Raw genomic sequence first — 25,327 nt, forward strand, 5'->3', positions numbered from 1 at the left:
CCGACTTTATGGACGAGCTGGAGGGATTTCAAAAGCCCCCAAATCGGGAATATCAAAACACGCGCGGTACGATAGCCTTGAGACGGTCGACAATTTCCGGATCGCGACTGGCCGGCGGCGTTACCACAGCGGCGTCCAGCACGGTTTCGATGTCATCCGGGCTCGGAGTGCGCTCGACGGCGCTCAGCTGCTCTGTGAGGCCTGTCAGCAGGCGTTTGGCCTTCTCGGTATTGCCACGCATCACGGCGAGCACAGCGGCCACGTCGACACTGTCCTCCTCCTCGTGCCAGCAATCATAATCCGTCACCATCGCCACGGCGGCATAGGGCAGTTCCGCCTCGCGGGCGAACCTTGCTTCGGGCATGTTGGTCATGCCGATCACATCCAGCCCCCAGGACCGATAGAGTTCACTTTCCGCACGGGTGGAGAATTGCGGGCCTTCCATGACCAGATAGGTGCCACCCTTGGTGATCCCGATCCCGGCCGCCTCGCCGGCTTCATAGACCAGCCGGCTCATGCGGGAACACACCGGGTCAGCCATCGGCACATGCGCGACACAGCCTTCACCAAAGAAGCTTCGCGGACGGCCCTGGCTGCGATCAACATACTGGTCCACGACAACGAAATGGCCTGGCGCATATTCCTCGCGCAGGGATCCGCAGGCGGAAATGGCGATGATATCGCTACAGCCTGCCATTTTCAGAGCCGCGATATTGGCGTCATAGGGAACCTTTGAGGGCGGGATGGCGTGGGCAGTGCCGTGGCGCGGCAGAAAGACCAGTTCGATCCCGTTCAGCGTGCCCATCGTGAGATCCGCAGAGGGCATGCCCCAGGGCGTCTCCACGCTTTGCGTACGCACATTCTCAAGCCCATCCAGGCTGTACAGGCCGGAGCCGCCGATAATTCCGAGTTTCCAGTTGTTCATGGGATCATCCCCCAAAAGAAAAAGGCTGCGGGCATATGCCCACAGCCTTCAGATCTTGCAAGTGCTGGTAACGCCTAGTGCTCGACGTTCGCCCAGACCTGGCGATAGGCCAGATAGACCAGGATGGCGAACACGAAGAGATACAGCAGAACCATCAGGCCCATGGACTTGCGTGCCTCCATGTGCGGGTCGGAGGCCCAGGCCAGGAAGACGGTGACGTCTTCGGCCATCTGCTCGACCGTAGCTTCGGTACCGTCAGCGTATTCGACCTGGCCGTCGAAAGAGATCGGGGCAGCCATGGCGATCGCACCACCGGTGAAGTACTCATTGTAGTACTGGCCAGGGCTGAGATCGGTGCCTTCCGGAGCCTCTCCATAACCTGTCAGCAGGGCGTAGATGTAATCTGCACCATGCGAACGGGCCTTGACGATCAGGGACAGATCCGGCGGCAGCGCACCGGCATTGGCGGCACGCGCCATCTGTTCATTCTCGAACGGAGCCGGGAAATAATCCGCCGGGATACCCGGACGCTGGAACATGTCGCCATCGTCATTCGGGCCGTCCCAGATCTGGTAGTTCGCCGCGATCTGCATGACGACCGTATTGTCGTTCGGATTCTCGAAGCGCTCATCCCAGAATGGACCAGCAGCCTGCCCCAGATTGCGGAAGCTGATCAGGTCAAGCGAGTGACAGGACGCACAGACTTCCTGATAAACCTGCAAACCACGCTGGAGCTGATACCGCTCGCCATGGTCGCCGTCAGCATACGTGCCGAACGGTCCAGAGAAGATCCATTCGCGTTTTTCCGGCGCGTGTGCATCGCCCTCAAGGGCAGAAGCCGTAGCAGTGAGGCCCAGAGCGGCCAGGCCAGCGGCGATGATGTGAACCATTTTCATGATCGTCGCTCCCTTAGGACTTATCTGTGCCCAGGACCGCCGCCTCGATGGAGGCCGGACGTTCCTTCGGCTTTTCGATGATGCCCATGATCGGCAGGATCACCAGGAAATAGGCGAAGTAGTAGAGGGTCAAAAGCTGACCGAACCACAGGAATTTGAAGCCCACTTCATGGCCTTCCGCGTCGTGCCCCATGACGAACACCAGATCATCCGGGTTCTTCGCGCCACACCAGCCCAGACCCAGGCAGGCGAGTACGAAGAAGATGAAGAACCAGCGTGTCAGCGGACGGTAACGCATGGAGCGTACGCGGGACGTATCCAGCCAGGGCAGGACAAACAGGATCGCGATGGCGCCGAACATGGCCAGGACACCGCCCAGCTTGGCGTCGATCGGACCGATGTCGAAGGTGACCGCACGCAGGATCGCGTAGAAGGGCAGGAAATACCATTCCGGTACGATGTGCGCCGGCGTCGACAGCGGGTTGGCTTCGATGAAGTTGTCCGCGTGACCCAGAACATTCGGCATGAAGAAGACGAAGGTTGCGAAGACCATCAGGTAGACGATGATCGCGAAGCCGTCCTTGACCGTGTAGTACGGGTGGAAGGGCAGCGTGTCCTTCTTGCCGGAATCGCCCTTGCGGACGTCCAGTCCGACCGGGTTGCCATTGCCCGGCACGTGCAGGGCCCAGATGTGCAGGCCAACCACGCCGGCGATAACAAAGGGCAGCAGGTAGTGCAGGGAGAAGAAGCGGTTCAGCGTGGCCTGACCAACGGAGAAACCGCCCCACAGCCATTCGCGGATCGCGTCACCGACAAACGGCAGCGCACCGATCAGGTTGGTGATCACCATAGCGCCCCAGTAGGACATCTGGCCCCACGGCAGGACATAACCCATGAAGGCCGTGGCCATCATCAGAAGGTAGATCACGACACCCAGGATCCACAGGATCTCGCGCGGCGCCTTGTAGGAACCGTAATAGAGACCGCGGAACATGTGCAGATAGACCGCAACGAAGAAGAAGGCCGCGCCATTGGCGTGCATGGACTGGATCATCCAGCCGAAATTCACGTCGCGACGAATGCGCTCGACACTGTCGAAAGCCATGCTTTCGTGCGGTACATAGTGCATGGCGAGGATGATACCGGAGATGATCTGGATCATCAGGAAGACGGCGAGAATGCCACCGAATGTCCACCAGTAGTTCAGGTTACGCGGCGTCGGGAAGTCAACAAAGCTGTCCCAGCCCAGGCGGATGATCGGCAGGCGATCATCTAGCCAACGCGTGAAGCCGGATTTCGGCTCGTAGGTCGAAGGTCCGCTCATGCTACTGCCCACCCCGAGTTTGCTGCTTCTTCGCCAGACAGGCCGAGCTTAACGACCGTCTCGCTTTCGAAGAAATAATCCGGAACCGGAAGGTTTTCCGGAGCCGGTCCGCGACGGATGCGTGCGGACTTGTCGTAGTGCGAGCCGTGGCACGGACAGTACCAGGCTTCGTACTCGCCACCCTGAGAGGTTTCCTGGCTCGTCGGAACGCAGCCGAGGTGAGTACAATTGCCTTTGACAATCAGGAATTCCGGGCGAAGGACGCGGTTCGCGTCATAGGCCGGAGCACCTTCCATGCCCGCATTCTCGTTACGTGCGTCTTCATCCGGCAAGGCCGACAGGTCAACGTCACGGGCGTCGGCGATCTCCTCTTCCGTACGGTGACGGATGAAGACCGGCGCCCCGCGCCACATCACTGTGATTTCCGATCCCGCAGAAACCTGCGAGACATCGACACGGATGGAACCCAGTGCAAGCGTATCCGCTGCCGGGTTCATCTGGTCGACGAACGGCCAAGCTACAAGACCGCCACCGACAGCGGCCGCGCCGCCTGCAGCGATATAGATGAAGTCGCGACGGGACGGTTCTTGACCGTGTCCGTCGGGCGCGCCGTTGTGTTCCGTCACGAGCCGACCTCTTCTCTTCGTGTTTACGGGTCCACGCAAGTGCGTGTCCCTGCCCCAGAAAATCGCCAAATCTGCGTTCACAGGTTTGACGACCATAACCTATCGCCGTAAGGCGGATCGCGTACGCGGCGCGTTGCCGCACACACTTCCGGACTCTTGGCTTGAGCGCGGCTTAAAATGCGGATCGTTTTTTTTCAACCAGATATTCCGCAAAACCTCGGGGCAGCGATGCGCGTCGCAGCCTGTTTCGGGGCGGATCTCGACGTCATCGAACCCTGCGCCTTTCCCCTTACTGCAAAGGGTATACGCAAGGCAGCCATGGACTATGAGGCGACCATTTCCCCTGTCAGACATAGCTCCTGGAGCCAGTATCTGACGGTCCAGCCCGCGTCAAAAGGTCGCCTCGTCCTGTTTACAACGCGTGGCGCAGACAACCTATGGGACTTCAAATTCCGTCCGGATGACCGACTGCTATTTGGTCGGGAAAGTGCAGGCGTTCCGGACGAGGTTCATGATCAGGCCGATGCACGCGTCATCATCCCGATTCGTCCGGAAACCCGGTCACTCAACGTCGTTGTTTCCGCCGGCATCGCCCTCGCCGAGGCCCAGAGGCAGTTGCGCTAGCCGCCTGACATCAGTCCCGCCCGGACCATGTCGGCGGCATATTCGTGATTGAGCTGGAATTCCAGCAGATCCGCCATCGCATCACAGGCCGCGGCGAACTCTGCATCATTCTGCGGCTCATAGCCCGAGAAATACCGCAGACGGTTCTCGTCATAATTGTTGAAAACAAATCCCTGCATCTCCCCCGTCCCGAGGGTCGCGCGGTCGAGATCGTACGGAATCGCCTCGGGGCCGGCCGCCAGCACAAGCGCTACCATGGCGTCCTGCATCGGTGCGTAGGCCGCATGCCGCCCCGCTTCCATCGCCTGCCGCGAGGAGATGTTCTGCGGCGCGATACCGGAATAGAGCAGCGTGTAACAATATTGTGGTTCGCTCATCAGATTTCGCGCCACACTCAGCAAGGTGCGCTGAAGGCCTAGCAGAGCTTCATCTGTCGCCCGCGGCCCATAGATCACGACAGCCGTCTGGCCAAGCACGAAGGCCTCTTCATACATCACCTGTTCGGCCTGCTCGGAACCTCCGCTGCGATAAGCTTCGATCGCCCGCTCCCGCATGCGTTGCTGGGCGTCGGGATCAACGGTCGCGAGTGCCTGCAGCATCTGGTTCTCGGCAAACATCGCATCTACTTCGGCGCCCATATCGCGTCCGCCATGGGCTTCTCGCTCACCGGAAAGCAGCGGGCCGGCAGCCAGCGGCACAATCAGGGCGCCGGCCACGGTCAGGGCAATCGCGATGATTTGCGGCAGGCCAAAACCGTCTCCGCGGCGCGGCATGCGCGCGCCGAGAAGAATCCCCAGGCCCGCGCCCAGAGCGCCGCCAATTCCGGCCAGGATAATGTTTGTGATGTCCATCTCGTGCCCCTGTTTTCGGGCGCAGACTAGGGCGGGCAGGCGGGCGAGAACAAGACTGGGCGCTCAGTTGGCCCGGCGCGCCGTAACGGAAATCACTTGTGGATTGCTGCAAAAACGAGCATACCGCGCGCAACGCCACGGCGTGGACCTTTGATCTCAAAGTTCGTGGCTCATTTTTGCGCAATCTCGCGCCTTCTCGAATTCGCTCGGCGAATTCACCTCCGCCGGACGGCTGACCCACGCTCAACACGTTCACCCACCCCAACCAGCCTGCGCTGCAGTCTGGTGTGAACAGGTATTGTTTTGACGCATTTTCACGACCTTGGCCTCGCCAAACCGCTTATCAAGGCCATCGACGCTTCCGGGTACACAACCCCGACCCCGATCCAGGCGCGCGCCATCCCGAAACTCCTGACCGGATCCGATCTCGTGGGCATCGCCCAGACCGGTACCGGCAAGACCGCGGCCTTCACCCTGCCCCTGCTGCATCAGCTGCTGGATTATGACGAACCGGTCGGCGCGCGTCGCTGTCGCGCCCTGGTCCTCGCCCCGACTCGAGAGCTAGCCGCCCAGATTGAGGAAAACGCCGCGCGTTATGCCCAGAACACCAAGCTGCGTCTGACCACGGTGTTTGGCGGAGTGAAACCGCGCCCGCAGATCAAGGCGCTGGAACCGGGCGTCGACATGCTGATTGCGACGCCGGGCCGCCTGATGGACCATATCTCCACCGGCGCCCTGCGCATTGACCGGGTCGACATGGTCGTGCTGGACGAGGCTGACCAGATGCTGGATCTCGGCTTCATGCCGACCATCCGCCAGCTGATGGCCAAGCTGACGCGCAAGCGCCAGACCGTCCTTTTTTCCGCCACCATGCCCAAACAGATCCGCAAGCTGGCCGAGGATTTCCTGACCAGGCCGGTCGAAGTCTCGGTGGCACCGCAATCCACACCGATCGAACGCATCGAACAGGACGTCCAGCTGCTGGAGCGAAGCGAGAAGCGCGCCGCCCTGCGCGACCTCCTGGCGCCACGCGAAATGGAACGCGCCATCGTCTTCACACGCACCAAACACGGGGCCAACCGGGTTGTCAGCAATCTGGAAAAGGACGGGCTGAAGGCGGTCGCCATCCACGGCAACAAGTCCCAGAACCAGCGCGAGAAAGCCCTGGCAGCCTTCCGTGAAGGCTCTGTGCGCATCCTCGTCGCGACGGATATCGCTGCGCGCGGCATCGATATTCCCGGCGTCAGCCATGTCATCAATTTCGACCTGCCCAATGTGCCCGAAGCCTATGTGCACCGGATCGGCCGTACGGCACGGGCCGGAACGGACGGGGTCGCCATCTCGCTGGTCGAGCCGGGCGATCGCATCCTGCTGCGCGATATTGAAAAGCTGATTGGTCGTCACCTCTCCGCTTTTGGTGCCGAACTGGAAATCCCCAAGGACGCCAAACGCCCCGGCAGTGGTGGCGGAGGCGGCGGCAAGCGCGGCGGTGGCGGTGGAGGCGGTGGCAATCGTCGTCGGCGCCCTGCTGGCAACCAGGCGAAGTCCGGTGGTGACAAGCCACGGCAGGGCAATGGCAAGCCGGGTGGAAAGCCCAAGGCGAAACCGGCCAGCGGCGAGAGTGGCCAGTCCAAACCAGCCGGAGCCGGACAGGGGCGACGCCGGGTGCGCCGCCGCAAGTCCAATGCGACCCGCGTCGGTTCGTAACACCTCTTGCCTATTGCCAGACGCGCCCCAGCGCGTATGCATGTCGCCATGACGGAACAAGCACTCAATATCGATCTCGCCCGCGCCTCTGCCCGGGCCTGGTTTAAAGACCTGCGCGACCAGATCTGCGCCGAATTTGAACGCCTGGAAGACGAGGCCCCGGCTGAGCTTTATCCTGGCGAGGCCGGACGTTTTGAATACGAGGACTGGTCACGCGGCGAGGACCAGGGCGGTGGCCAGATGGGCATCATGCGCGGTCGGCTTTTCGAAAAGGTCGGCGTGCACGTCTCCACCGTGCATGGCGAGTTTTCCGAACAATTCCGCAAGCAAATCCCCGGCGCCGAGGAAGATCCGCGTTTCTGGGCGTCGGGCATTTCCCTGATCGCCCACATGTGGAACCCGAATGTTCCGGCCGTGCACATGAATACGCGCTTCATCACCACGACGAAGTGGTGGTTTGGCGGCGGCATGGACCTGACCCCCGTGCTCGACAGCGCCCGCACCCAGGCTCATCCCGATGCTAGGGACTTCCACGCTGCCTGCAAGACGGCCTGTGACAAACACGGCGAGGATTACCACCAGCGTTTCAAGAAATGGTGCGACGAGTATTTCTACCTGCCACACCGGGACGAACCGCGCGGCATTGGCGGGATTTTCTACGACCGCCACAATACCGGCGACTGGGACGAGGATTTTGCCTTTACCCGGGATGTCGGTCTGGCTTTCCTCGACATCTACCCAACGCTTGTCCGCCGCCGCATGAACGAGACATGGACCGCCGACCAGCGCGAGGAACAACTTGTTCGTCGTGGTCGTTATGCCGAGTTCAACCTGCTCTATGATCGTGGCACCAAGTTCGGCCTGGAAACCGGTGGCAATGTAAAGTCGATCCTGTCCTCCATGCCGCCCGAGGCGAAGTGGCCGTAGCCGCACAAACGGGACACCCAGCGGCGTGTTCCCGCTTGGCTGTTCAACAGATGCATCCGATATCGCCCCGGGAAACATCTCATCACTGATGAGACAAGGGCGAGTACAGATGCGAAACGGACGAGTCACCACAGCCGCCGGGCCGCACAAGCGGTTTGAAGCAGTGTTCAGCGGTCGTGCCTTCGCGCCGCACCGGCATGATACCTATACCTTTGCCCTGACCCTGAAGGGTGTGCAGAGTTTCGAGTATCGCGGCGCCTGCCGGCACTCCTTGCCGGGCGAGCTGGTCATCCTGCACCCCGATGAACTGCATGACGGCATGGCCGGAACCGACGAGGCGTTCGGCTATCGCGGTATCAATATCCGTCCCGAGGAATTCGAACACGCCCTGGCCGGTCGCGCCCTGCCCTTCATCGAAGGCGGTCGCAGTACGGACCGACAACTGATCTCACTGGTTCACGGCCTCGTCCGGGATCTCGCCACGCCGGTGGACGCGCTGGACTGGAGCGCGGTGATGACCGAGCTGGTCGACCGTCTGTGTGCCGTGGAAACCGGACAGGACATTGATCGCCCGATCGATCACCAGGCCGTTTATCGCGCCCGCGACTATATCCTGGCCCACCTGGATGAGCCGATCACCATGGAGGCGCTGGAAAACGTGACGGGCCGGTCCCGCTGGAACCTGGCCCGTGATTTCCGCGCCCTGATGGGGACCAGCCCCTATCGTTACGTCACCCTGCGCCGCCTCGATGCCGCCCGCGTGCTGATCGCCAATGGTACGTCCCTGGCGAGCGCAGCCTGTGCGACCGGTTTTTCCGATCAGGCCCATCTGACCCGCCAGTTCAAGGGCAATTTCGGCGTCACCCCGAAGGTCTGGCTGAAACTGCTCGACACCGGCACCAACGGCACGATCATTCAATAAATCAGGTCCGCCGCGCTCTATCTCGATGGAAAGTTTTGTTGGGCCCTGCCCGTTCCGAAGAGAAAAAGCATGACCAATACTTCCCCCTCCCGTTCCCGGGCCGCGCTGGAACTGCTCGCTGCCCTGACCATCGCCTTTGGTTCGAAAGTTGTACTGGACCAGTTCATCTGGAAATTCGCTGGACCAGCTTCCCTGCTCATCGTCCTGAGTGTCGCCACCGTCTATCTGCACCATCGCGGTGAAACCTGGACGGGCCTGGGCCTCGCCCGGCCGCGCGGCTGGAAATCCGGCCTCCTGATCCTGCCCCAGACCTTACTGGCGATCGTGGCTATCCTGGGCAGCGGCGTGGCCATGGCCTATCTGGGTGACGCGGCCGGTCTCTGGAGCTCGGACGCCCTGCCGGAGGGTGTGGAAGCCCGTTGGGGCGATATCGAAGGCAATCTGCCGGTCTATTTGATGTGGCTTGCCATTGTCTGGACCAGTGCGGCCTTCGGCGAGGAAATGTTCTTCCGCGCAGTGCTGGTCAGCCGGGTCGAGCGCATCTTCGCGGGTATCCCGATGCGCGCCCTGCTGAAAGTCTTCATCCCCGCCCTGATTTTCGGTTTTGCCCACATGTATTACCAGGGTGTGCGCGGTCTCGTGGTAACCGGAACCATCGCCTTTGCCCTGGGTACGCTCTACCTGCTCTACAAGCGCAATCTCTGGCCGCTCATCCTGGCACACGGCTTAGTGGACACCCTGGCGATGACCGCCTTCTATCTGGACGCCGACTGGTAGATCCATAACGGGCAAAATCTTCCGGCACCCGGAAAGGTTTACCCGGCAGATCCCGCCATCGCCGCCTCGACTGCGTGGATTTGCCAGCCAGGGCTGGGCCGTTCAGACGGCCCGCCCCTTGCAGCTTCCTATCGGACAACCATCACGAGTGAGACCGAAGATGAGTATTTCCGCACTTGGCATCGGCCCGGCACCCCTGCCCCATGTGACCGGCGCCGAGAGACCGGGCGAGACCGCTGCCAACAAGACGCTACCAGCTCCCGCCTCGCCCGCCTCCCAGGACATGATCGACAAGGCGCCGCAAGCGATGGTGTCGAAAAAGTCAGCCGTGGAGGAATTCCTGCGCTGGGCGGAGATGTCGCCTGCCGAACGCATCCGCGCCCAGTTCCTGGAAAGCCGGGGGCTCAGCGAGGACAGCCTCAAGGCCATGCCGGAAAACGAGCGCGAGGCGATCGAGGCCGAAATCGAGCAACGCATTCGCGACCTGCTTGGGGGTGAGGAGAAACAACCGGCTCGCACCAGCACCGCGGACACCGCGCTCCAGGCCGGCATCGCCTATACGCAGACAAACGCATTACTTCGCTAGGCCCATCACCCGGACAGCGGATACAAGAAAGCCCCGGCGATGACCGGGGCTTTTCTCGTTGGCGTGTAGAGCGATCTACTGTTTCAGACGCGCCAGAAGCTCGTCCTTGCTCGGCTCGAAACGTTCGGCAATCCAGTGGGCCTTCAGCTCATCAAGCGCATCACCCAGCATAGGACCCGGCTCGTAACCCATCAGGATGAGATCACCGCCATTGACCGGGAAATCCGGCTGTTTCCACTCGGCCGCAAACTTGGCCAGCAGGCGCCAATCACGCGGCGGCGGAGCGGTTTCGCCGGCTGCCGCCAGACGGGCCTGGTCCTCAAAAGCCTGTGCACCCAGCGCCATGATGGCACGTTCGGCAGCGGCAAGATCACCAAAGGCGCCATGCACATCCTCGCGGGCAGACGGATCTACCGCGCCCTGCAGGCGTTGTACTTCAGCATTGGACATTTTCAGGTTTGCAGCCATCGTCCTCATCCTTTCCGGTCCGCCATCGGCGAGCGCCACGAATCGCAACAGGGCGTCAGGCGCTAATCCATAATCATTGTCTTGATCAATGATTGCGCTCAGGACTCTTAAGGATCCGTTCACTCCGATCAATTGATTCAATATTCCTCCGGCTTGCATCAGCTCAATCGCCCGCCCCGGATCCGGAGCGGCGAGAAGCTTCTTCAATTCAGACCAGACGCGCTCGACTGACAATGTCGACAGACCGTCACGCAGCTCATAAGCCGCTGAAATGGCGACCTCATCAGGATCACCCTGGCCATACCAGGCCTGAAACCTGAACAGCCGGAGCGTGCGCAGATAGTCTTCCCGAATGCGCTTGCGGGCATCACCGACAAAAACAAAGCGGCGCTCTTCCAGATCCTCCAGACCGCCGGTCGGGTCGTGAATTTTTCCGTGGAAATCTGCGTAGAGCGCGTTCAGGCGGAAGTCGCGTCGCTGTGCGTCCTCCTCCCACCTTTCGGAAAACTCGACAACAGCGCGGCGACCATCGGTGGCGACATCCTTGCGCAGCGTGGTGATTTCATAGGTAACACCGCCAGACACAACAGTGATGGTCCCGTGTTCGAGGCCGGTAGGAATGGCTTTTAGGCCCGCCGAACGGGCAATATCCAGCACACGTTGCGGCAGGATCTGCGTGGAAATATCAACATCCGCAACCGGCGTATCCAGCAAGGCATTGCGTACACAGCCACCAACAAAGCGCGAACCGCCGGGACGCTCCTTCTCAAGCATGTCGATAACAGCGCGCGTCTCAGGCGCGCTCATCCAGCTGTGTTCAGCCGGGTTCAGCGAGACCGGAGTCATTCCTGATCATCGCTCGGCGGGTCTTCCGCTTCCTCACCCGCATCTTCATTTGTGTCGTCCGCAGCCTCATCGGAGCGGATGAAGTAACCCGGCTGGATTTCACCATCCACGAGGCGCGGTGGGACGTATTGGTCCCCTTCATGGCCACCGCGGGCACTGTCCAGGAGAACCAGACCGATCATGACCACAACCGCGGTCGCAGCACCGGCAGCAGCCAGTTTCAGAACCGGGGCCGGCTTGGCTGCGGCTTCCGATGTGCTGACCGTTCGCCACAGGAAAAACAGGCCGAAGGGCAACAGGAAGGACAGGATTTCAATAATTGTGATGCGGACCATGATCTACCCGTAAAGCCTGTCGTAAAGCGACTTCAGCATGCCTGCTGTCGCTCCCCATATATAGTGCCCATTCCACGGCATCGCATAAAAATGCCGCTCCCGCCCCTGCCAGGTGCGGCTATGACGTTCGTGATTGACCGGATTCATCAGGAAATCCACCGGCGCCTCGAAGGTCAGGGCAACCTCGTTCGGGTCAATCGACAAGCGGTATCCGGGACGCACAATTCCCACAAAGGGTTGGACCTCATATCCCGTGACCGTCTCATAACTGTCGAACCGGCCGATCATGTCGACATAAACCGGATCAATCCCGACCTCTTCATGCAGCTCGCGCACCGCGGCATCGGCGGGTGTCAGATCAGTCGGATCAACACGACCACCGGGAAAACTGACCTGGCCCGCATGCTGGCTGAGGTGGGCAGCGCGCTCGGTGAAGAGGAAACGCGGCGGACCGTCATGCAATAACAACGGCGCGATCACGGCTGCAGACCGAAGTTCCCGCCCCGTCGGTGAAGGCGCGCCATTGAGGTCACCATCCCCGCGCACAGGCAGGGCGCCCTGGCTGTCGACCGGGTCCAGCCGGTCCTGCAGGCGCTGGAGAAAGGCTTCAGGCGTCTGCACCATCAACCTCCAGCGGATAAAACTCCCCCTGGCTCCACACACCGGTGACGCCGTCATGTTCCACGGCGATGTCAGCCAGCTCATAAAAGACCGGTCGGGACATCAGCGCATCGAGCTGTCCGCGAATCCTCACCAGGGGCACCGGCTCCTCGCGATCGCCATCCCAGCTGATTTCAATGGGATGATCCGGACCTGCAGCGGCCACATCACCGAAATTTGTTGTGAAAAGCAGTTGCTGGTCCCGGCCCTCGCCGACCCGGTCGACTCGCACCGCCAGGAAAGGCGCGACCTCGACCCGGATACCGATTTTCTCGACCGGCGTGACGAGATAATGAACGCCGTCGTCATCTTTACGCAAGATTGTCGAAAACAAGCGTGTCAGACGTTCCCGGGTTATACGCGTGCCGTCATGCCACCAGGAGCCATCCCGTTTGATGACCATGTCCATCTCGCCGCAATACTCCGGATTCCAGCGATCGACGGGAGGCAATCCCTCGCCGGCGCTTTCTGCTGCCTTGAGCAGCGACTGTAATCCGTTGGCCATTTCGGTATCGGTAGGCATGGACACCTCGTTCCTGCAACGCCATGCTCGACGCACGTTGAAAGACATATAAGTCATCTGTTTCGGAGAGGAATTTAGGACGATGACCGACACGATTGAACCCGGTGCAGACCTGATCGCCGAAGCGGATGCAGCGACCCAGCGCCTGGCGGCCGTAAAAGACAGTATCGGACGCGTCATTTTCGGCCTGGAAAAAGAGGTCGAGCTTTGCCTGACCGCACTCCTGTCCGGTGGCCACACCCTGCTGGTCGGCGCGCCCGGCCTGGCCAAGACACGCCTGGTGGAAACCATCGCCGTTGCAACCGGCCTCGACACCAAGCGTATCCAGTTCACACCGGACCTTATGCCGGCTGATATTCTCGGCTCGGAGATCCTGGAAGAAAGTGATGACGGCAAGCGTCATTTCCGCTTCCTGCCCGGCCCGATCTTCTGTCGCCTGCTGATGGCTGACGAGATCAACCGCGCCAGCCCGCGCACCCAGGCCGCGCTGTTGCAGGCCATGCAGGAAGGTCACGTGACCGTCGCCGGTGAGCGCCATGACCTGCCGCACCCCTTCCACGTGCTGGCGACCCAGAACCCGATCGAGCAGGAAGGCACCTATCCACTGCCGGAAGCCCAGCTCGACCGTTTCCTGCTGCGTGTCGACGTGCCCTATCCGGATCGTGATGCGGAACGCCAGGTCCTGCTCGCCACGACCGGCGCGACCTCTGCGGAAGCTATCGAAGTCCTCAACGCGGAAGAGATCATCAAGCTGCAAAGCCTCGTTCGCCGCCTTCCGGTAGGCGAAAAAGTCCTTGAAGCCATTCTTGACCTGCTGCGTCTGGCCCGTCCGGATGAAAGCGAGATCGAGGCGGTTCGTGAAGGTGTGTCCTGGGGGCCAGGACCGCGTGCCGGCCAGGCGATGATGCTGGCCTGTCGTGCCCGTGCACTGCTGCAGGGCCGCCTGGCTCCGTCCACCGAGGATGTTGCGGCGCTGGCCGAACCCATTCTGAAGCACCGCATGGCCCTGTCCTTCGCGGCCCGTGCGGATGGCCACACGCTGGAAGGTCTGATCCAGACCCTTGCGGACCAGGCCGCCTAGGTCATGAGCCAGGGCGTCGATCGCCATAAGGAAGTCCGCATCGTCTCTTTGCGCCATGAAGGCGAAGAGGCGGCGGCCAGCCTGCCCTCCCTGCTGGCGGAGGCGGAGCGCATTGCTGCGACCGTCGCCCAGGGTGTGCATGGCCGTCGGCGGTCCGGCATTGGCGAGACCTTCTGGCAATACCGCCATCACCGTCCAGAAGACGGTCGTGCCGCCATCGACTGGCGCCAGTCCGCGCGGTCCGATCAGCTGTTTGTGCGTCAGAACGAGTGGGAAGCCGCCAATACGATCTGGCTGTGGCGCGATGGCTCCACGTCGATGCAATACACGTCGGGCAAACACACGCCCAGCAAGCTGGACCGCGCAGCGGTGTGTCAGATCGCCGTCGCAGCCCTTCTGACCCAGGGCGGTGAACGCGTCTCCGTGCTGGGTGAAAGCGCGATTCCACGCACCGGCGCGCTTGGCCTTGAACGCGTCTCCCGTCGCCTTGTGCTGGGACCGGGTGCTGAAAACGCCGTGGAAGCGCCGGAGATCAGCCGTTTTGGCCGGGTTGTCCTGGCCAGTGATTTCCTCGATCCGATCGAGACCTGGGCCGCCCGGCTGTCGCGTTTTGCCGTGCTGGAAGCCCAAGGTGTGATGTTGCGCATCGTCGATCCGGCGGAAGAGGATTTCCCCTATTCCGGCCGCACCCGTTTCGAGCGCCCGCATTCCAATGACAGCCTGTTGTTCGGTCGTGCCGAGGAAGCCCGCAAGACCTATCGCCAGCGCTGGCGGGAACATGGTGATGCACTCGCCGACCTCGCCCGCCAGTATGGCTGGACGATTGTCACCCACCGCACCGACAAGACCGCAACGAGTGCCGTGCTGGCGCTTTATCGTGCACTGGCAAGGGATGTCTGATTGATGTTTGGACTGGGGCCCCTTTCCTTTGGCGCACCGCTGGCGCTGGCCGGTTTGCTGGCACTGCCGGCGCTGTGGCTGCTGCTGCGGGCGACACCGCCGGCACCGAAACGCGCGATTTTCCCGCCGCTGCGCCTGCTGCTGGGTGCACCGGACGACACCGAGACCCCACATCACGCGCCCTGGTGGCTGATCCTCTTCCGCCTGCTGATTGCCTCGCTGATCATTATTGGCCTGTCGCGCCCGATCTGGACACCGCCCGCGGTTGAAGACGAGGAGCGCCCGGCGCTGATCGTCGTCGACAATGGCTGGGCGGCGGCCAATTCCTGGCCGGAAACCGAACGTCGTGCCGAACTACTGATCAGCGATGCGGAGCGGGACAACCGTCTCGTCGCTCTCCTGTTTACAGCGCCGGGCGAAACCGCGCCTGCGCCAATCCGCCTGGATAGCGCCGACACCGCCCGCCGCCTGCTCGAGAGCGCCCGCCCGCAAGCCTGGCCGGTGGATCGAAGCTCTGCCGCCGAGCGCCTGGAAGATGCCATCTCCCAGGACGCCCTGGCCGATGACCTGGCCATCACCTGGCTCAGCGACGGCACGGACAGTTCCGGTGCCCGCGCACTGGCAGACACGCTCAACGATATCGGCACCGTCCGCCTGATCGAACCGGATGCGGGACGCAGTGCCTATGCCCTCGCCCCGCCGGAAGTCACCACAGACGGTCTGGCGGTTGATGTCCTGCGCTCCATGCGGGAGCTGCCGGCGACCATCGGCATTGTGGCCCTGGGTTCAGATGGCCGCGCCATCGCCCGCGCCGATGCCGGGTTTGCCGGTGATGAGGGCCGCACACGTGTCGAGATGAGTCTGCCGTTGGATCTTCGCAATCGCATTGCCAGCATCCGCATCGAGGGGCGTTCAAGCGCGGCCTCTGTGCGCCTGATGGGCGATCGCTGGCGTCGTCCGCGTGTCGGCCTGATCGAGGCGACATCCGAAGACGGCCAGCCGCTGCTCTCTGACCTGCATTATGTTGAAAGCGCGATCAATCCGATCTCCACGCCCAGCCGCGGCACACTCGAGGAATTGCTTGAGGAAGAACCCGCCGCCCTGGTCATGGTCGATGATGCACGCACGGATGACGAGCGCATCGGTGAGTTTGTCGCCAATGGCGGCCTGCTCCTGCGTTTCGCCGGACCACGCCTCGCAGCGCGCGGTGACGAGCTGTTGCCGGTAGACCTGCGCGAAGGTGGCCGCCTCTTTGGTGGCGCTCTGAACTGGGAAGAACCCCAGCGTATTGTCGGTTTCTCGCTCGATAGTCCGTTTGCCGGCCTGCCCACCGACCCAACAGCCACGGTGGACCGCCAGGTTCTCGCCCAGCCGGGCACAGCGACGCCTGACCGTGTCTGGGCACGTCTCGAGGACGGCACCCCGCTGGTCACCGCCCAGCGTCGGGGTCGTGGCTGGATCGTGCTCTTCCACGTGACCGCCGGCCCGACCTGGTCCGACCTGCCGCTCTCCGGCCTGTTCCCGCGCATGCTGGAACGTGTCATGGGCCTGGCCCAGAACGGCGAAGCCACCGGACCTGCCACGGGGGCCTGGGTCGTTGATCAGGCGCTCGACTGGCAGGGTCAGCTGACCAGCCCGCCCTCGACTGCCCGCCCCGTCCCGGCCGAGATTTTCGAAACCGCAGTTGTGTCGCCGAGTGTGCCGGCCGGTCTTTATCGCCTGGGCACGGGAAGCGCCGCGCTGAACGTCATCGCTGCGGACACCACGGTCGAAGCCCTGCCGCGCGACCTGCCCTCGGTGATCTATCAGGGCTTTGACGGCATCCGCCCGATCCTGTTCCAGACACCTCTGCTGGTGATTGCCCTTGTCATGATGATCCTCGACGTCCTCATCGCGCTCGGTCTGGCCGGCCGCCTGCCCCTGCCGGGCCGCGCCGCTGCTGCGGTCGTGCTGGCCTTCGCCCTCGTGCCGCTGGCCGGACGGTTGGAGGCGCAGGAGGTTGACCCGTTTGTGCTGGAAGCCTCGCTGGACCTGCATTTCGGTTATGTCGAGACCGGCGACAGCAATCTGGACAACCGCTCCCGCCAGGGCCTGATCGGTCTGGCCAACGAGCTGACCCGACGCACGGCGATTGAACCGGCCAATCCGATGGCGGTTGATCCGGAACAGCACGAGCTGATCTTCTTCCCGATGATCTACTGGCCGATCATCGACGACGCCCAGCCACTCTCCGAAGAGGCTTCAGCGCGTGTCTCGACCTATCTGCAAAGCGGTGGCCTCATCATTTTCGACACCCAGGATGCTGACGTGTCCATGCTGCGCGCAGGCGAACCGCATCGCGGGCTGGTCACGGTGCTGGAAAGCATTGATGTACCGCCCCTGGCACGTATCCCCGGCGATCATGTGCTGACACGCTCCTTCTACCTGCTGCAGGAATTCCCGGGCCGTTTCGGCGGCGACCCGGTCTGGGTTGAAGCCAATCCGGACGGTGCATCGCGTGACGGAACCTCCGGCGTCGTTATCGGCGCCCACGACTGGGCAGCCGCCTGGGCGGTCGATGAAAACGGACGTCCGGTGGCTACTGTTGATGGTGGCGAGCGCCAGCGCGAGCTGAGCCTGCGCTTCGGCATCAATATCGCCATGTACGCCCTGACCGGTAACTACAAGGCCGACCAGGTCCACATCCCTGATATCCTGGAGCGTCTCGGACAATGACGGCCGCCTCGATCGACTTTTCGCCGCTCATTCCCTGGAGCCCGCTGATTGCGCTCCTGGCGATTGGCTATGCCGTGCTCATCTTTGGCGCGATCCAGAAGCTGTCCGGCTGGCTGTGGCGCGGGCTGGGGCTGGCGGCCCTGGGCGTGACCCTGGCCAATCCATCGCTGGTCGAGGAAGAGCGTGATCCGCTCGCCGATGTCGCCATCCTGGTCACGGACACCAGCTCTTCGATGGATATTGGCGGTCGCTCCGAAGCGGCCGACGCCATGGCCGAGGCCCTGCGCCGCCAGGCCGAGAATGACCCGTTGCTTGATCTTGTCGAGGTGGAAGCTGGTGAAGGCGCGGATGGCACGGAGGTCTTTTCCGCTGTCAGCTCAGCGCTTGCCAGCGTGCCCCAGGATCGCCTGGCCGGTATTGTCGTCACCACCGACGGCCAGATCCATGACGCGCCCGCCTCTATTGATGCGCTGAATATCGATGCGCCACTGCACCAGATCATGCCCGGCGATACATCCGCCGGTGATCGTCGCCTGATCATCGAAGAAAGCCCGCGTTACGGCATTGTGGGACAGGGTGCGAGCTTCACCATTCGTGTCGAGGACACGGCCGTGACCGGCAATGCCCAGGTCGCCTTCCGCTTCGAAGGTGGTGAACCGCAAGTGCACCGCATACCGATCGGTCGCTCCATCCGCATTGACGTGCCCGTTGAACAGCGTGGCCAGAACGTCGTCGAGATCGAAGTCGAGGCCGGTCCACAGGAGCTTTCCCTGATCAATAACCGGGCCGCTGTCTCCGTGAACGGTGTGCGGGATCGCCTGCGTGTGCTGCTGGTCACCGGTGAACCGCACAATGGCGCGCGCGCCTGGCGTGACCTGCTGAAGTCCGACCCGTCCGTCGACCTGGTCCACTTCACCATCCTGCGTCCGCCAGACCGTCGCGATTCCACGCCGACCGACGAGCTGGCGCTGATTGCCTTCCCGGTCCAGGAACTCTTCTACGAGCGCCTCGAGGAATTCGATCTCGTGATCTTTGACCGTTATCGCCGCCGCAATATCATGCAGGGCTATTTCGGTAATGTGGCGCGCTATGTTGAAAATGGCGGCGCACTACTGGTCACCACGGGGCCGCCCTTCGCCGGCCCGCCAAGCCTGTTCCGCTCACAACTGTCCAGCGTTCTGCCGGTACGTCCGTCCGGTACGTTGTCGGAAGAAGCCTTCACACCGCAAATGTCCGATCTCGGCCTGCGCCACCCGGTCACCGCCGGGCTGGAAGGCGGCGGCGAGGATCCGGAATGGGGTCGCTGGATGCGCAATATCGAGGGCATCACCCTGGGTGGCCAGGTTCTGCTGGAAAGCGAGGACGGTGATCCGCTTCTGGTATTGCAGCACTCCCAGCAAGGCCGTACGGCGATGGTGATGAGTGACCAGACCTGGTTGTGGTCGCGAGGTTTCGAGGGCGGTGGCCCCTATGGCGAGATGTTCCGCCGTGTGGCGCACTGGCTGATGAAGGAGCCGGAGCTCGACGAGGAACGTCTGACGGCCGTGGCCATGGACGGTGAATTACTGGTGGATCGCGTTACGCTGGCCGATACCGCGCCGCCGCTACAGGTCACCTGGCCCGATGGCCGCCAGGAAGTCGCCAGCATGAGCACGGATGAATCCGGGCGTTTCTCCGCACGCCTGCCGGCTGAAGGCACTGGCCTTGTCCGCCTTCGCTCCGGAGCGCTGACGACCGTTGCGGCCCTGGGGCCGCTCAACCCGCTGGAATATGCCGACCTGCGCCCGACAGACGCGACCCTCGATCCTTTCGTCAATGCCAGTGGTGGCGGTGTCTATACGATTGGTGAAGGTGAGAATGCCCGCCTGCCCGGCATCCGCCGGACCCGCGCCAATGCAGATCATTCCGGCCGCTCTTGGATGGGCCTGAGATCAAACGAGCGTTATGTCGTCCGTGCGACGACCCGCACGCCTTTGCTGCCGGGCCTGCTGATCGTCCTGATCCTGACCGGCCTTCTGGGGCTGGGCTGGTGGCGCGAGGGGCGCTAAGCCTCTTCCCCCACATCCGCCGATTGCGATAGGCTCGTTTTCTTCTAACAGGAGATTCGATGTCCCAGACCCAGCCCGCCGCCGGTTTCGAGCTTGATCTTGCTGCCATCCAGTCGCGGATCGAGGCGGCAATCGACTGGGCCCGCGCCGAGGCGCTGAGCGTCGATTTCGGGCTCCAGCTTGTGCTGGTCGGGGCCGCGATGCTGCTGGCCTTTGCAACCAAGCGTCAGACTACAGCGGTTTTTGCGCGTATCTTCCACATTGACGCTCTGCAGCGTTTCAAGCGCCAGGCCGTGCGTTTCATCCAGCCCATCGCCGGGCCGGCCATGGCGTGGATCCTGTTGTCAGCCGCGCTTGCCGTGCTCGACAGCACGACCGGCTTCGACGTCTATCTCCTGCGATCCGCAAGCAATCTCATGGGCGCCTGGGCGGCGATCCGCCTGCTCTCCAGCTTCATCTCAGAGCCTTTCTGGTCACGCACGGTCGCGCTGATCGCCTGGACACTCGCGGCGCTGAACATTCTGGGCTGGCTGGACCCGACAGCTTTGTTCCTGGACGGGCTGGGCTTCTCCCTTGGGGCGGACACAGAGGGCAATGACCGGCGCATTTCTGCCCTCACCGTCATCCGGGCCGCGATCGTGCTGGCGGTGTTCTACTGGGTGGCGAGCTTTCTCTCCCGCCTGCTGTCAACGCGTGTCGAGCACCTGCCCAGCCTCAACCCATCGGCGCGCATCCTGATCACCAAGGCGGCCCAGATCGTCCTGATGGCCACAGCAGGCCTGATGGCCCTGTCTGCGCTGGGTATCAATCTCTCTGCCCTGGCGATCTTTGGTGGCGCCATTGGTCTGGGCATCGGTTTTGGCCTGCAGAAGATTTTCTCCAACCTCGTTTCCGGCGTGATCCTTCTGCTCGACCGCTCGATCAAGCCGGGCGATGTGGTCACGGTGGATGAGACCTATGGCAAGGTCTCGACCCTGGGCATGCGCTTTGCCTCGGTAAAGACACGCGACGGGCACGAACACCTGATCCCGAACGAGGAATTTATCACCTCGAAAGTCATCAACTGGTCCTATTCCGACCCGTCTGTCCGCATCAAGCGAACCATTGGTATCAGTTACAACAGCGATGTTCGCCTCGCCCGGGAGCTTGTGGTCAAGGCTGCAGAAAGCGTCGCACGTGTCGCGGCGTCGCCCGCCACTCGCTGCCACCTGATCGGTTTCGGTGACAACAGCGTAGACCTGCAGATCCGCTTCTGGATCCGCGATCCGGAGAACGGCGTCTATAACGTCACATCCGAAGTCCTGCTGGCGATCTGGGATACCTTCCAGGAACACGGTATCGAATTCCCCTTCCCACAGCGCGATGTTCATCTGGTTGGCAGCGATACGATCAAGGTGGAAATAGCCAACCCAGATTAATTCCCATCTGGAATTAATGACAATCCAGCAGGCCGATTAATCCCGCGCCTGCCACTCCCTACATTGCCCTCAACACAGCAATACAAGGGAGCCAAAAAATGATTGAGAAACGCTCTTTCGACAGCCTCGGCCATTTCCAGAATGGCTGGCTGAATGCCAAACACCATTTCTCCTTCGGGGGATATTTCGACAAGGCCCGCCTGGGTTGGGGCGCGCTGCGCGTGTGGAATGATGACGAAATCCAGCCGGGCGAGGGTTTCGCGCCCCACCCGCACCGCGACATGGAAATCATCACCTATGTCCGCAATGGGGCTATCACTCACCGCGACAATCTGGGCAATGAAGGCCGGACGGAAGCAGGCGATGTCCAGGTGATGTCGGCCGGGTCCGGAATCATGCACTCCGAATTCAACCGCGAGGACGAGCTGACACGGATCTTCCAGATCTGGATCGTGCCGGAAACCGAGGGCGGAGAGCCACGCTGGGATGCGATGGAGTTCCCCAAGGCCGACCGAGCCGGTGATTTCATCGTCCTTGCGTCGGGCAATCCCGAGCGCGATGGGGGACTGATGATCCGCCAGGACGCCAGGGTCCTGGGCGCCACCCTGACAAGGGGTCAAAGCGTTCGCCACCCCCTGCCCCAGAACCGCCAGGCCTATCTGGTTCTGGCCGAGGGCAAGGCCAAAGTCGGTAATGTCGAGCTGGATGCGCGCGACGGCGCCGCCATCCGTGATATCGGCGAGATCACCATCACCGCCCTGGAAGATACGGAAATCGTCCTGGTTGAGACAAACTAGTCAGCCGGTTTCACACTTCTGAAACGCCTATCGGCGAAGTCTGCGCAATAGAACTCCTGGAGATCATCATGCGCCGGCTTCGCCTCTTTCTTCTGACCCTGTTGATTGCACCCTCGCTGAGCGGTTGCCTGGCTATCGGCGCTGCAGCCCTGGTCACCGATGTCGCGGTTGGAACCGCCGGCACAGTTGTCGGTACGGCTGGAAAGGTCGGCGGTGCGGCGGTCGGCGCTGTCCTTCCGGGCGGCAATGATGACGAGGATGAGGACTAGACCCTCGCTCGCTCGAAATCCTTGCGAAAAGCCCGAGTGTAACGTGACAGGCCGGCGTAACCTCTGTTAGCCTTCCCCACGAGGGACGCGGGCTATCAGCGTAAGGAGATACCCCCATGATGCGCACTATGACTGCCGTACTGGCAGGATCACTGATGATTTCGGGCGCGGCACTGGCCGACGAACCGGTCACCATCGCTCCGATTTCCTTTGGCGAGGAATTGATGGAGAAGGCGGACGAGTATGGCGAACGCGAGTTCGGCCGTCTGGCTCGCTATTTGGAGCGTCAGCTTGAGAACCGCCTGGAAGGCCTGGAAATGGCTGATGGGACAGTTCTGCAAGTGACGATCGTGGATGCCGATCCGAACCGCCCGACGATGGAACAGATGCGGGACACGCCTGGCCTGTCGATGGCCAGCATCAGCTTGGGTGGGGCCGAGCTTGAAGCAGTCCTCGTCAGCGCCGATGGAGACGTGCTCGAACGGTTCGAGTATTCGCGCCGCTCGCACAATATCCGTGACGTGATCGGGGCGTCGACATGGAGCGATGCACGCCGCACCATGCAGGGCTTTGCCCGACAGATCGGTGAGACGGTCGCAGAACGCTCAGGCGCAGACAGCTAGATCGTCGAAAGCTTGCAATCACGGAAGGGCCGGTTTTCCGGCCCTTCTTTTTTGCGCGCTTGTAAGGTCGTCGGGCTCAGGGCGCGCCGATCCATTTATGGGTTTGCAGGCTGAGTGACCATTTGGGGTGTTCCAGACAGTATTCGAACGCTGCCTGGGCATTGCCCATCATGTCATCACCATCCATGGGCTGAAGCAGGAAACGCTCGAACTGCCAGTCCTCGAACTGAGACGGATCCAGCTCCGGTTGAGGGAAGACAAGTTTGAGCTCGCTGCCGCTGCGCTGGACGACGGTGGAATTACCCTTTGGCGAAATTGTCAGCCAGTCGATTCCGGCGGGCGCTGTGATCGTGCCATTGCTCTCTACGGCGATCTCGAAACCGGCCGCATGGATTGCATCGATCAATGGCAGATCGAGCTGCAACAGCGGCTCACCACCTGTAAACACAACCAGCGGATTGCCACCGCCAGGCCAGTGTCCTCGTGCCGCTTCGGCCAAGGCTTTCGGCGTCGTGAACTTGCCGCCGCCGGGACCATCTGTGCCGATAAAGTCAGTGTCGCAGAAATTGCAAACCGCCTCAGCGCGGTCTCGTTCCAGACCGTTCCACAGATTACAGCCGGCGAAGCGGATAAACACCGCTGGGCGTCCGGTTTGGCCGCCCTCGCCCTGCACGGTCAGGAACATTTCCTTGACGGAATACGTCGTCATGCCGCCCCCTTTTCGCGCCAGGCCTGCCAGCCCTTTTCGCGCAGTTCACACGCCGGGCAGGCACCGCAGCCATATCCCCAGTCATGCAATCGAGACCGGTCGCCCGTGTAACAGGTGTGAGTGCGCGAGCGGATCAGTTCGACCAGGGCATCGCCGCCCAGTTCATACGCCAGCGCCCAGGTTTCCCCCTTGTCCAGGAACATCAGCGGCGTTACGATCTCGATCGTCTCGTCCAGCCCCAGCGAAATGGCGTTCTGCAGGGCGCTCAGCGTGTCCTGGCGGCAATCGGGATAACCGGAATAATCCGTCTCGCACATGCCGCCGACCATGGTGCCGTGACCACGGCGATATGCGAGCGCCGACGCAATGGTCAGGAAAACAAGATTGCGGCCCGGTACAAAGGTCGAGGGCAGACCGTTTTCCTGCATCTCGATTGCACGGTCAGCCGTCAACGCGCTCTCGGCCAGGGCGCCATAACCGGCTATATCCACCGTATGGTCCTCGCCCAATCTCGCTTTCCACGCCGCAGACTGCTGCGCCATTGCCGCGCGGACATCCAGACGCGCCTGCATCTCCACATCATGGCGCTGGCCATAGTAGAAGCCGAGCGTCTCAACATGATCAAAACGTTCCAGGGCCCAGGCCAGGCAGGTCGCTGAATCCTGCCCGCCGGAGAACAGGACCAGTGCCGATTTGTCTTGCGTCTTTTCAGTCATCAGCCGGTATATAAAGGCCCGCAGCGGAGATAGCCATGAGCGTTGAACATCACTGGATCTATACCACCTGGCCGGATCTGGAAGCAGCCCGTTCCGCCGCGCGGCATCTGGTCGATGAACGCCTGTGCGGCTGTGCCAATATCCTGCCAGGCGTGGAATCCTTCTATCACTGGGAGGGCACTGTCCAGAACGATACCGAGATCGTGGTCATCCTGAAAGCACCGGCGGGCAATGCCACGGCGCTGAACCAACGCATCGCCGAACTCCACCCCTACACGACGCCGTGCATCATTGCCCTGCCCGTGATCAGCGATGCCAGTGCCCCCGGATTCCTGGCCTGGCTGACGGAACAGGCCTCACCACGCGACGGATAATCCCGCGCCATGCGTTGAAGGCAAGCGTGGGACCCTAGATGGAGACGCTGCCATGATTGGACGCATTATTGCTGTAAGTATTCTCGTTGCCGGCATCAGCACCCCGGCCTTTGCCCATCCGCATGCCTCGGCCCGCCTGGTCAGGGATTGTGCGGAGGATGTGAGGGATCGGCGCGAGGACACGCTCGACCGGCTGGAAGATATCGCTGACCGCCGGGAGGATCGCCGCGATGCACGGCGCTTCACGGGGCTTGGGGATTTGCTGGAGGATGTCGCGGATCGCGCTGAAGATCGCCGCGATCGCCGCGAGGACCGGCGTGACCGCCGCGAAGACCGCCGCGACGCGCGGTTCGGCTGTTACTAGATGAGTGTCCGGATTAGGCGCACCGCAACGGGTGCGCCTAGTCCTCTCGCCCATCGACTTTCTTGAAAACCTCGTGAGCGGCCTCGTCATAACCGTCGCGCCGGGAAATGATCAGGATCGCCGCCAGGCCTCCACCGACAACAACCGACAGGAATGTACCCAGGCCGAGCGCGATCCAGCCATGCCGGCTCATGGTCATTTCCGGCAAAAGACCTACGCCAGCCACTAGATAGGCAACTCCCATCAGGATGGCGATGACCAGGGCAATCAGTGAGAGAATGCTTGCCTTGCTTTTCATGAATATCTCCGCGCCTAG

28 protein-coding genes are annotated in these 25,327 nt (G+C 62.0%); 16 read left to right on the forward strand and 12 right to left on the reverse strand.

Annotated elements, in window-relative coordinates; all coding sequences use genetic code 11:
• Positions 1-52: 52 nt before the first annotated feature.
• The 4 genes from mtnP to petA form a co-directional block, all read right to left on the reverse strand.
• Entirely contained in the window at positions 53-925 is an 873-nt protein-coding gene (gene mtnP / locus JJ889_RS09055; protein WP_291894071.1) for an S-methyl-5'-thioadenosine phosphorylase, read from the reverse strand.
• Positions 926-999: 74 nt separating this feature from the next.
• Complete coding sequence (locus JJ889_RS09060; RefSeq protein WP_291894072.1) at positions 1,000-1,821, reverse strand: cytochrome c1; 822 nt, start codon at positions 1,819-1,821, stop codon at positions 1,000-1,002.
• A 13-nt stretch (positions 1,822-1,834) separates the two neighbouring features.
• Positions 1,835-3,145 carry a cytochrome b/b6 gene (locus tag JJ889_RS09065; protein WP_291894074.1) on the reverse strand — a complete coding sequence of 437 codons (1,311 nt, stop codon included), beginning with the start codon at positions 3,143-3,145 and terminating at the stop codon, positions 1,835-1,837.
• The gene (gene petA / locus JJ889_RS09070; protein ID WP_291894077.1) at positions 3,142-3,771 is read right to left on the reverse strand and encodes a ubiquinol-cytochrome c reductase iron-sulfur subunit; all 630 of its coding nucleotides are present in this window, start codon (positions 3,769-3,771) and stop codon (positions 3,142-3,144) included. The genes JJ889_RS09065 and petA overlap by 4 nt, the downstream gene beginning before the upstream one ends.
• Positions 3,772-3,948: 177 nt before the next feature.
• Here petA and JJ889_RS09075 point away from each other — a divergent pair, with 177 nt between their 5' ends.
• Complete coding sequence (locus JJ889_RS09075) at positions 3,949-4,395, forward strand: TrmH family RNA methyltransferase (RefSeq protein WP_291894079.1); 447 nt, start codon at positions 3,949-3,951, stop codon at positions 4,393-4,395.
• Here the strand turns inward: JJ889_RS09075 and JJ889_RS09080 are convergent.
• Positions 4,392-5,246 carry a hypothetical protein gene (locus JJ889_RS09080; RefSeq protein WP_291894081.1) on the reverse strand — a complete coding sequence of 285 codons (855 nt, stop codon included), beginning with the start codon at positions 5,244-5,246 and terminating at the stop codon, positions 4,392-4,394. The genes JJ889_RS09075 and JJ889_RS09080 overlap by 4 nt on opposite strands.
• Positions 5,247-5,549: 303 nt before the next feature.
• On the opposite strand from JJ889_RS09080, the gene JJ889_RS09085 reads away from it, so the two are divergent.
• The 5 genes from JJ889_RS09085 (at position 5,550) to JJ889_RS09105 (ending at position 10,165) form a co-directional block, all read left to right on the forward strand.
• A complete protein-coding gene (locus JJ889_RS09085; RefSeq protein WP_291894083.1) occupies positions 5,550-6,953 on the forward strand; it encodes a DEAD/DEAH box helicase in 1,404 nt (467 codons plus the stop codon).
• A 48-nt stretch (positions 6,954-7,001) separates the two neighbouring features.
• Complete coding sequence (gene hemF / locus JJ889_RS09090) at positions 7,002-7,880, forward strand: oxygen-dependent coproporphyrinogen oxidase (RefSeq protein WP_291894085.1); 879 nt, start codon at positions 7,002-7,004, stop codon at positions 7,878-7,880.
• 109 nt (positions 7,881-7,989) lie between these two features.
• Positions 7,990-8,802 (forward strand): AraC family transcriptional regulator, encoded by an 813-nt coding sequence (locus tag JJ889_RS09095; protein ID WP_291894087.1) that lies wholly within the window; start codon positions 7,990-7,992, stop codon positions 8,800-8,802.
• Between the two features lie 69 nt (positions 8,803-8,871).
• A complete protein-coding gene (locus JJ889_RS09100; protein WP_291894089.1) occupies positions 8,872-9,579 on the forward strand; it encodes a CPBP family intramembrane glutamic endopeptidase in 708 nt (235 codons plus the stop codon).
• Positions 9,580-9,739: 160 nt separating this feature from the next.
• Positions 9,740-10,165, forward strand: coding sequence for a hypothetical protein (locus JJ889_RS09105; RefSeq protein ID WP_291894090.1), 426 nt, complete (start codon positions 9,740-9,742; stop codon positions 10,163-10,165).
• 75 nt (positions 10,166-10,240) lie between these two features.
• Here JJ889_RS09105 and JJ889_RS09110 read toward each other — a convergent pair whose 3' ends face one another.
• Genes JJ889_RS09110 through JJ889_RS09125 form a run of 4 tightly spaced genes read right to left on the reverse strand, consistent with a single transcriptional unit; the run spans position 10,241 to position 12,997 of the window.
• Positions 10,241-11,479: a CCA tRNA nucleotidyltransferase gene (locus JJ889_RS09110; protein ID WP_291894092.1), complete on the reverse strand. Its 1,239-nt coding sequence runs from the start codon at positions 11,477-11,479 to the stop codon at positions 10,241-10,243.
• Entirely contained in the window at positions 11,476-11,814 is a 339-nt protein-coding gene (locus JJ889_RS09115; RefSeq protein WP_291894095.1) for a DUF6111 family protein, read from the reverse strand. Before JJ889_RS09115 ends, JJ889_RS09110 begins: the two co-directional genes overlap by 4 nt.
• A 3-nt stretch (positions 11,815-11,817) precedes the next feature.
• Positions 11,818-12,435, reverse strand: a complete 618-nt coding sequence (locus JJ889_RS09120; RefSeq protein ID WP_291894096.1) for a CoA pyrophosphatase — start codon at positions 12,433-12,435, stop codon at positions 11,818-11,820.
• On the reverse strand, positions 12,422-12,997 hold the full coding sequence (locus tag JJ889_RS09125) for a DUF1285 domain-containing protein (RefSeq protein WP_291894097.1): 576 nt from the start codon (positions 12,995-12,997) through the stop codon (positions 12,422-12,424). The genes JJ889_RS09120 and JJ889_RS09125 overlap by 14 nt, the downstream gene beginning before the upstream one ends.
• 82 nt (positions 12,998-13,079) lie before the next feature.
• On the opposite strand from JJ889_RS09125, the gene JJ889_RS09130 reads away from it, so the two are divergent.
• The 8 genes from JJ889_RS09130 (at position 13,080) to JJ889_RS09165 (ending at position 22,848) form a co-directional block, all read left to right on the forward strand.
• Complete coding sequence (locus JJ889_RS09130; protein ID WP_291894098.1) at positions 13,080-14,078, forward strand: MoxR family ATPase; 999 nt, start codon at positions 13,080-13,082, stop codon at positions 14,076-14,078.
• A 3-nt stretch (positions 14,079-14,081) separates the two neighbouring features.
• Positions 14,082-14,978, forward strand: a complete 897-nt coding sequence (locus JJ889_RS09135; RefSeq protein WP_291894099.1) for a DUF58 domain-containing protein — start codon at positions 14,082-14,084, stop codon at positions 14,976-14,978.
• A gap of 3 nt (positions 14,979-14,981) precedes the next feature.
• Positions 14,982-17,693 carry a DUF4159 domain-containing protein gene (locus JJ889_RS09140; protein WP_291894100.1) on the forward strand — a complete coding sequence of 904 codons (2,712 nt, stop codon included), beginning with the start codon at positions 14,982-14,984 and terminating at the stop codon, positions 17,691-17,693.
• The gene (locus JJ889_RS09145; RefSeq protein ID WP_291894101.1) at positions 17,690-19,741 is read left to right on the forward strand and encodes a hypothetical protein; all 2,052 of its coding nucleotides are present in this window, start codon (positions 17,690-17,692) and stop codon (positions 19,739-19,741) included. The genes JJ889_RS09140 and JJ889_RS09145 overlap by 4 nt, the downstream gene beginning before the upstream one ends.
• Before the next feature lie 59 nt (positions 19,742-19,800).
• Entirely contained in the window at positions 19,801-21,159 is a 1,359-nt protein-coding gene (locus JJ889_RS09150; RefSeq protein ID WP_291894103.1) for a mechanosensitive ion channel domain-containing protein, read from the forward strand.
• Between the two features lie 98 nt (positions 21,160-21,257).
• A complete protein-coding gene (locus tag JJ889_RS09155) occupies positions 21,258-21,956 on the forward strand; it encodes a pirin family protein (protein WP_291894104.1) in 699 nt (232 codons plus the stop codon).
• A 68-nt stretch (positions 21,957-22,024) separates the two neighbouring features.
• On the forward strand, positions 22,025-22,225 hold the full coding sequence (locus JJ889_RS09160; protein ID WP_291894106.1) for a hypothetical protein: 201 nt from the start codon (positions 22,025-22,027) through the stop codon (positions 22,223-22,225).
• A 116-nt stretch (positions 22,226-22,341) separates the two neighbouring features.
• A complete protein-coding gene (locus JJ889_RS09165) occupies positions 22,342-22,848 on the forward strand; it encodes a hypothetical protein (RefSeq protein WP_291894108.1) in 507 nt (168 codons plus the stop codon).
• 76 nt (positions 22,849-22,924) lie between these two features.
• Here JJ889_RS09165 and queE read toward each other — a convergent pair whose 3' ends face one another.
• Together queE and queC are read right to left on the reverse strand one after the other, a co-directional pair.
• Positions 22,925-23,557, reverse strand: coding sequence for a 7-carboxy-7-deazaguanine synthase (gene queE / locus JJ889_RS09170; RefSeq protein ID WP_291894110.1), 633 nt, complete (start codon positions 23,555-23,557; stop codon positions 22,925-22,927).
• Positions 23,554-24,273 (reverse strand): 7-cyano-7-deazaguanine synthase QueC, encoded by a 720-nt coding sequence (gene queC / locus JJ889_RS09175; RefSeq protein WP_291894112.1) that lies wholly within the window; start codon positions 24,271-24,273, stop codon positions 23,554-23,556. The genes queE and queC overlap by 4 nt, the downstream gene beginning before the upstream one ends.
• Positions 24,274-24,308: 35 nt before the next feature.
• On the opposite strand from queC, the gene cutA reads away from it, so the two are divergent.
• Both cutA and JJ889_RS09185 read left to right on the forward strand, forming a co-directional pair.
• Positions 24,309-24,647: a divalent-cation tolerance protein CutA gene (gene cutA, locus JJ889_RS09180; RefSeq protein ID WP_291894114.1), complete on the forward strand. Its 339-nt coding sequence runs from the start codon at positions 24,309-24,311 to the stop codon at positions 24,645-24,647.
• A 52-nt stretch (positions 24,648-24,699) separates the two neighbouring features.
• A complete protein-coding gene (locus JJ889_RS09185; RefSeq protein ID WP_291894116.1) occupies positions 24,700-25,011 on the forward strand; it encodes a hypothetical protein in 312 nt (103 codons plus the stop codon).
• Between the two features lie 37 nt (positions 25,012-25,048).
• Here the strand turns inward: JJ889_RS09185 and JJ889_RS09190 are convergent, their stop codons facing one another.
• Positions 25,049-25,309: a hypothetical protein gene (locus tag JJ889_RS09190; RefSeq protein WP_291894118.1), complete on the reverse strand. Its 261-nt coding sequence runs from the start codon at positions 25,307-25,309 to the stop codon at positions 25,049-25,051.
• Positions 25,310-25,327: the final 18 nt, after the last annotated feature.

Source organism: Maricaulis sp. (assembly GCF_017643475.1).
GTDB lineage: Bacteria > Pseudomonadota > Alphaproteobacteria > Caulobacterales > Maricaulaceae > Maricaulis.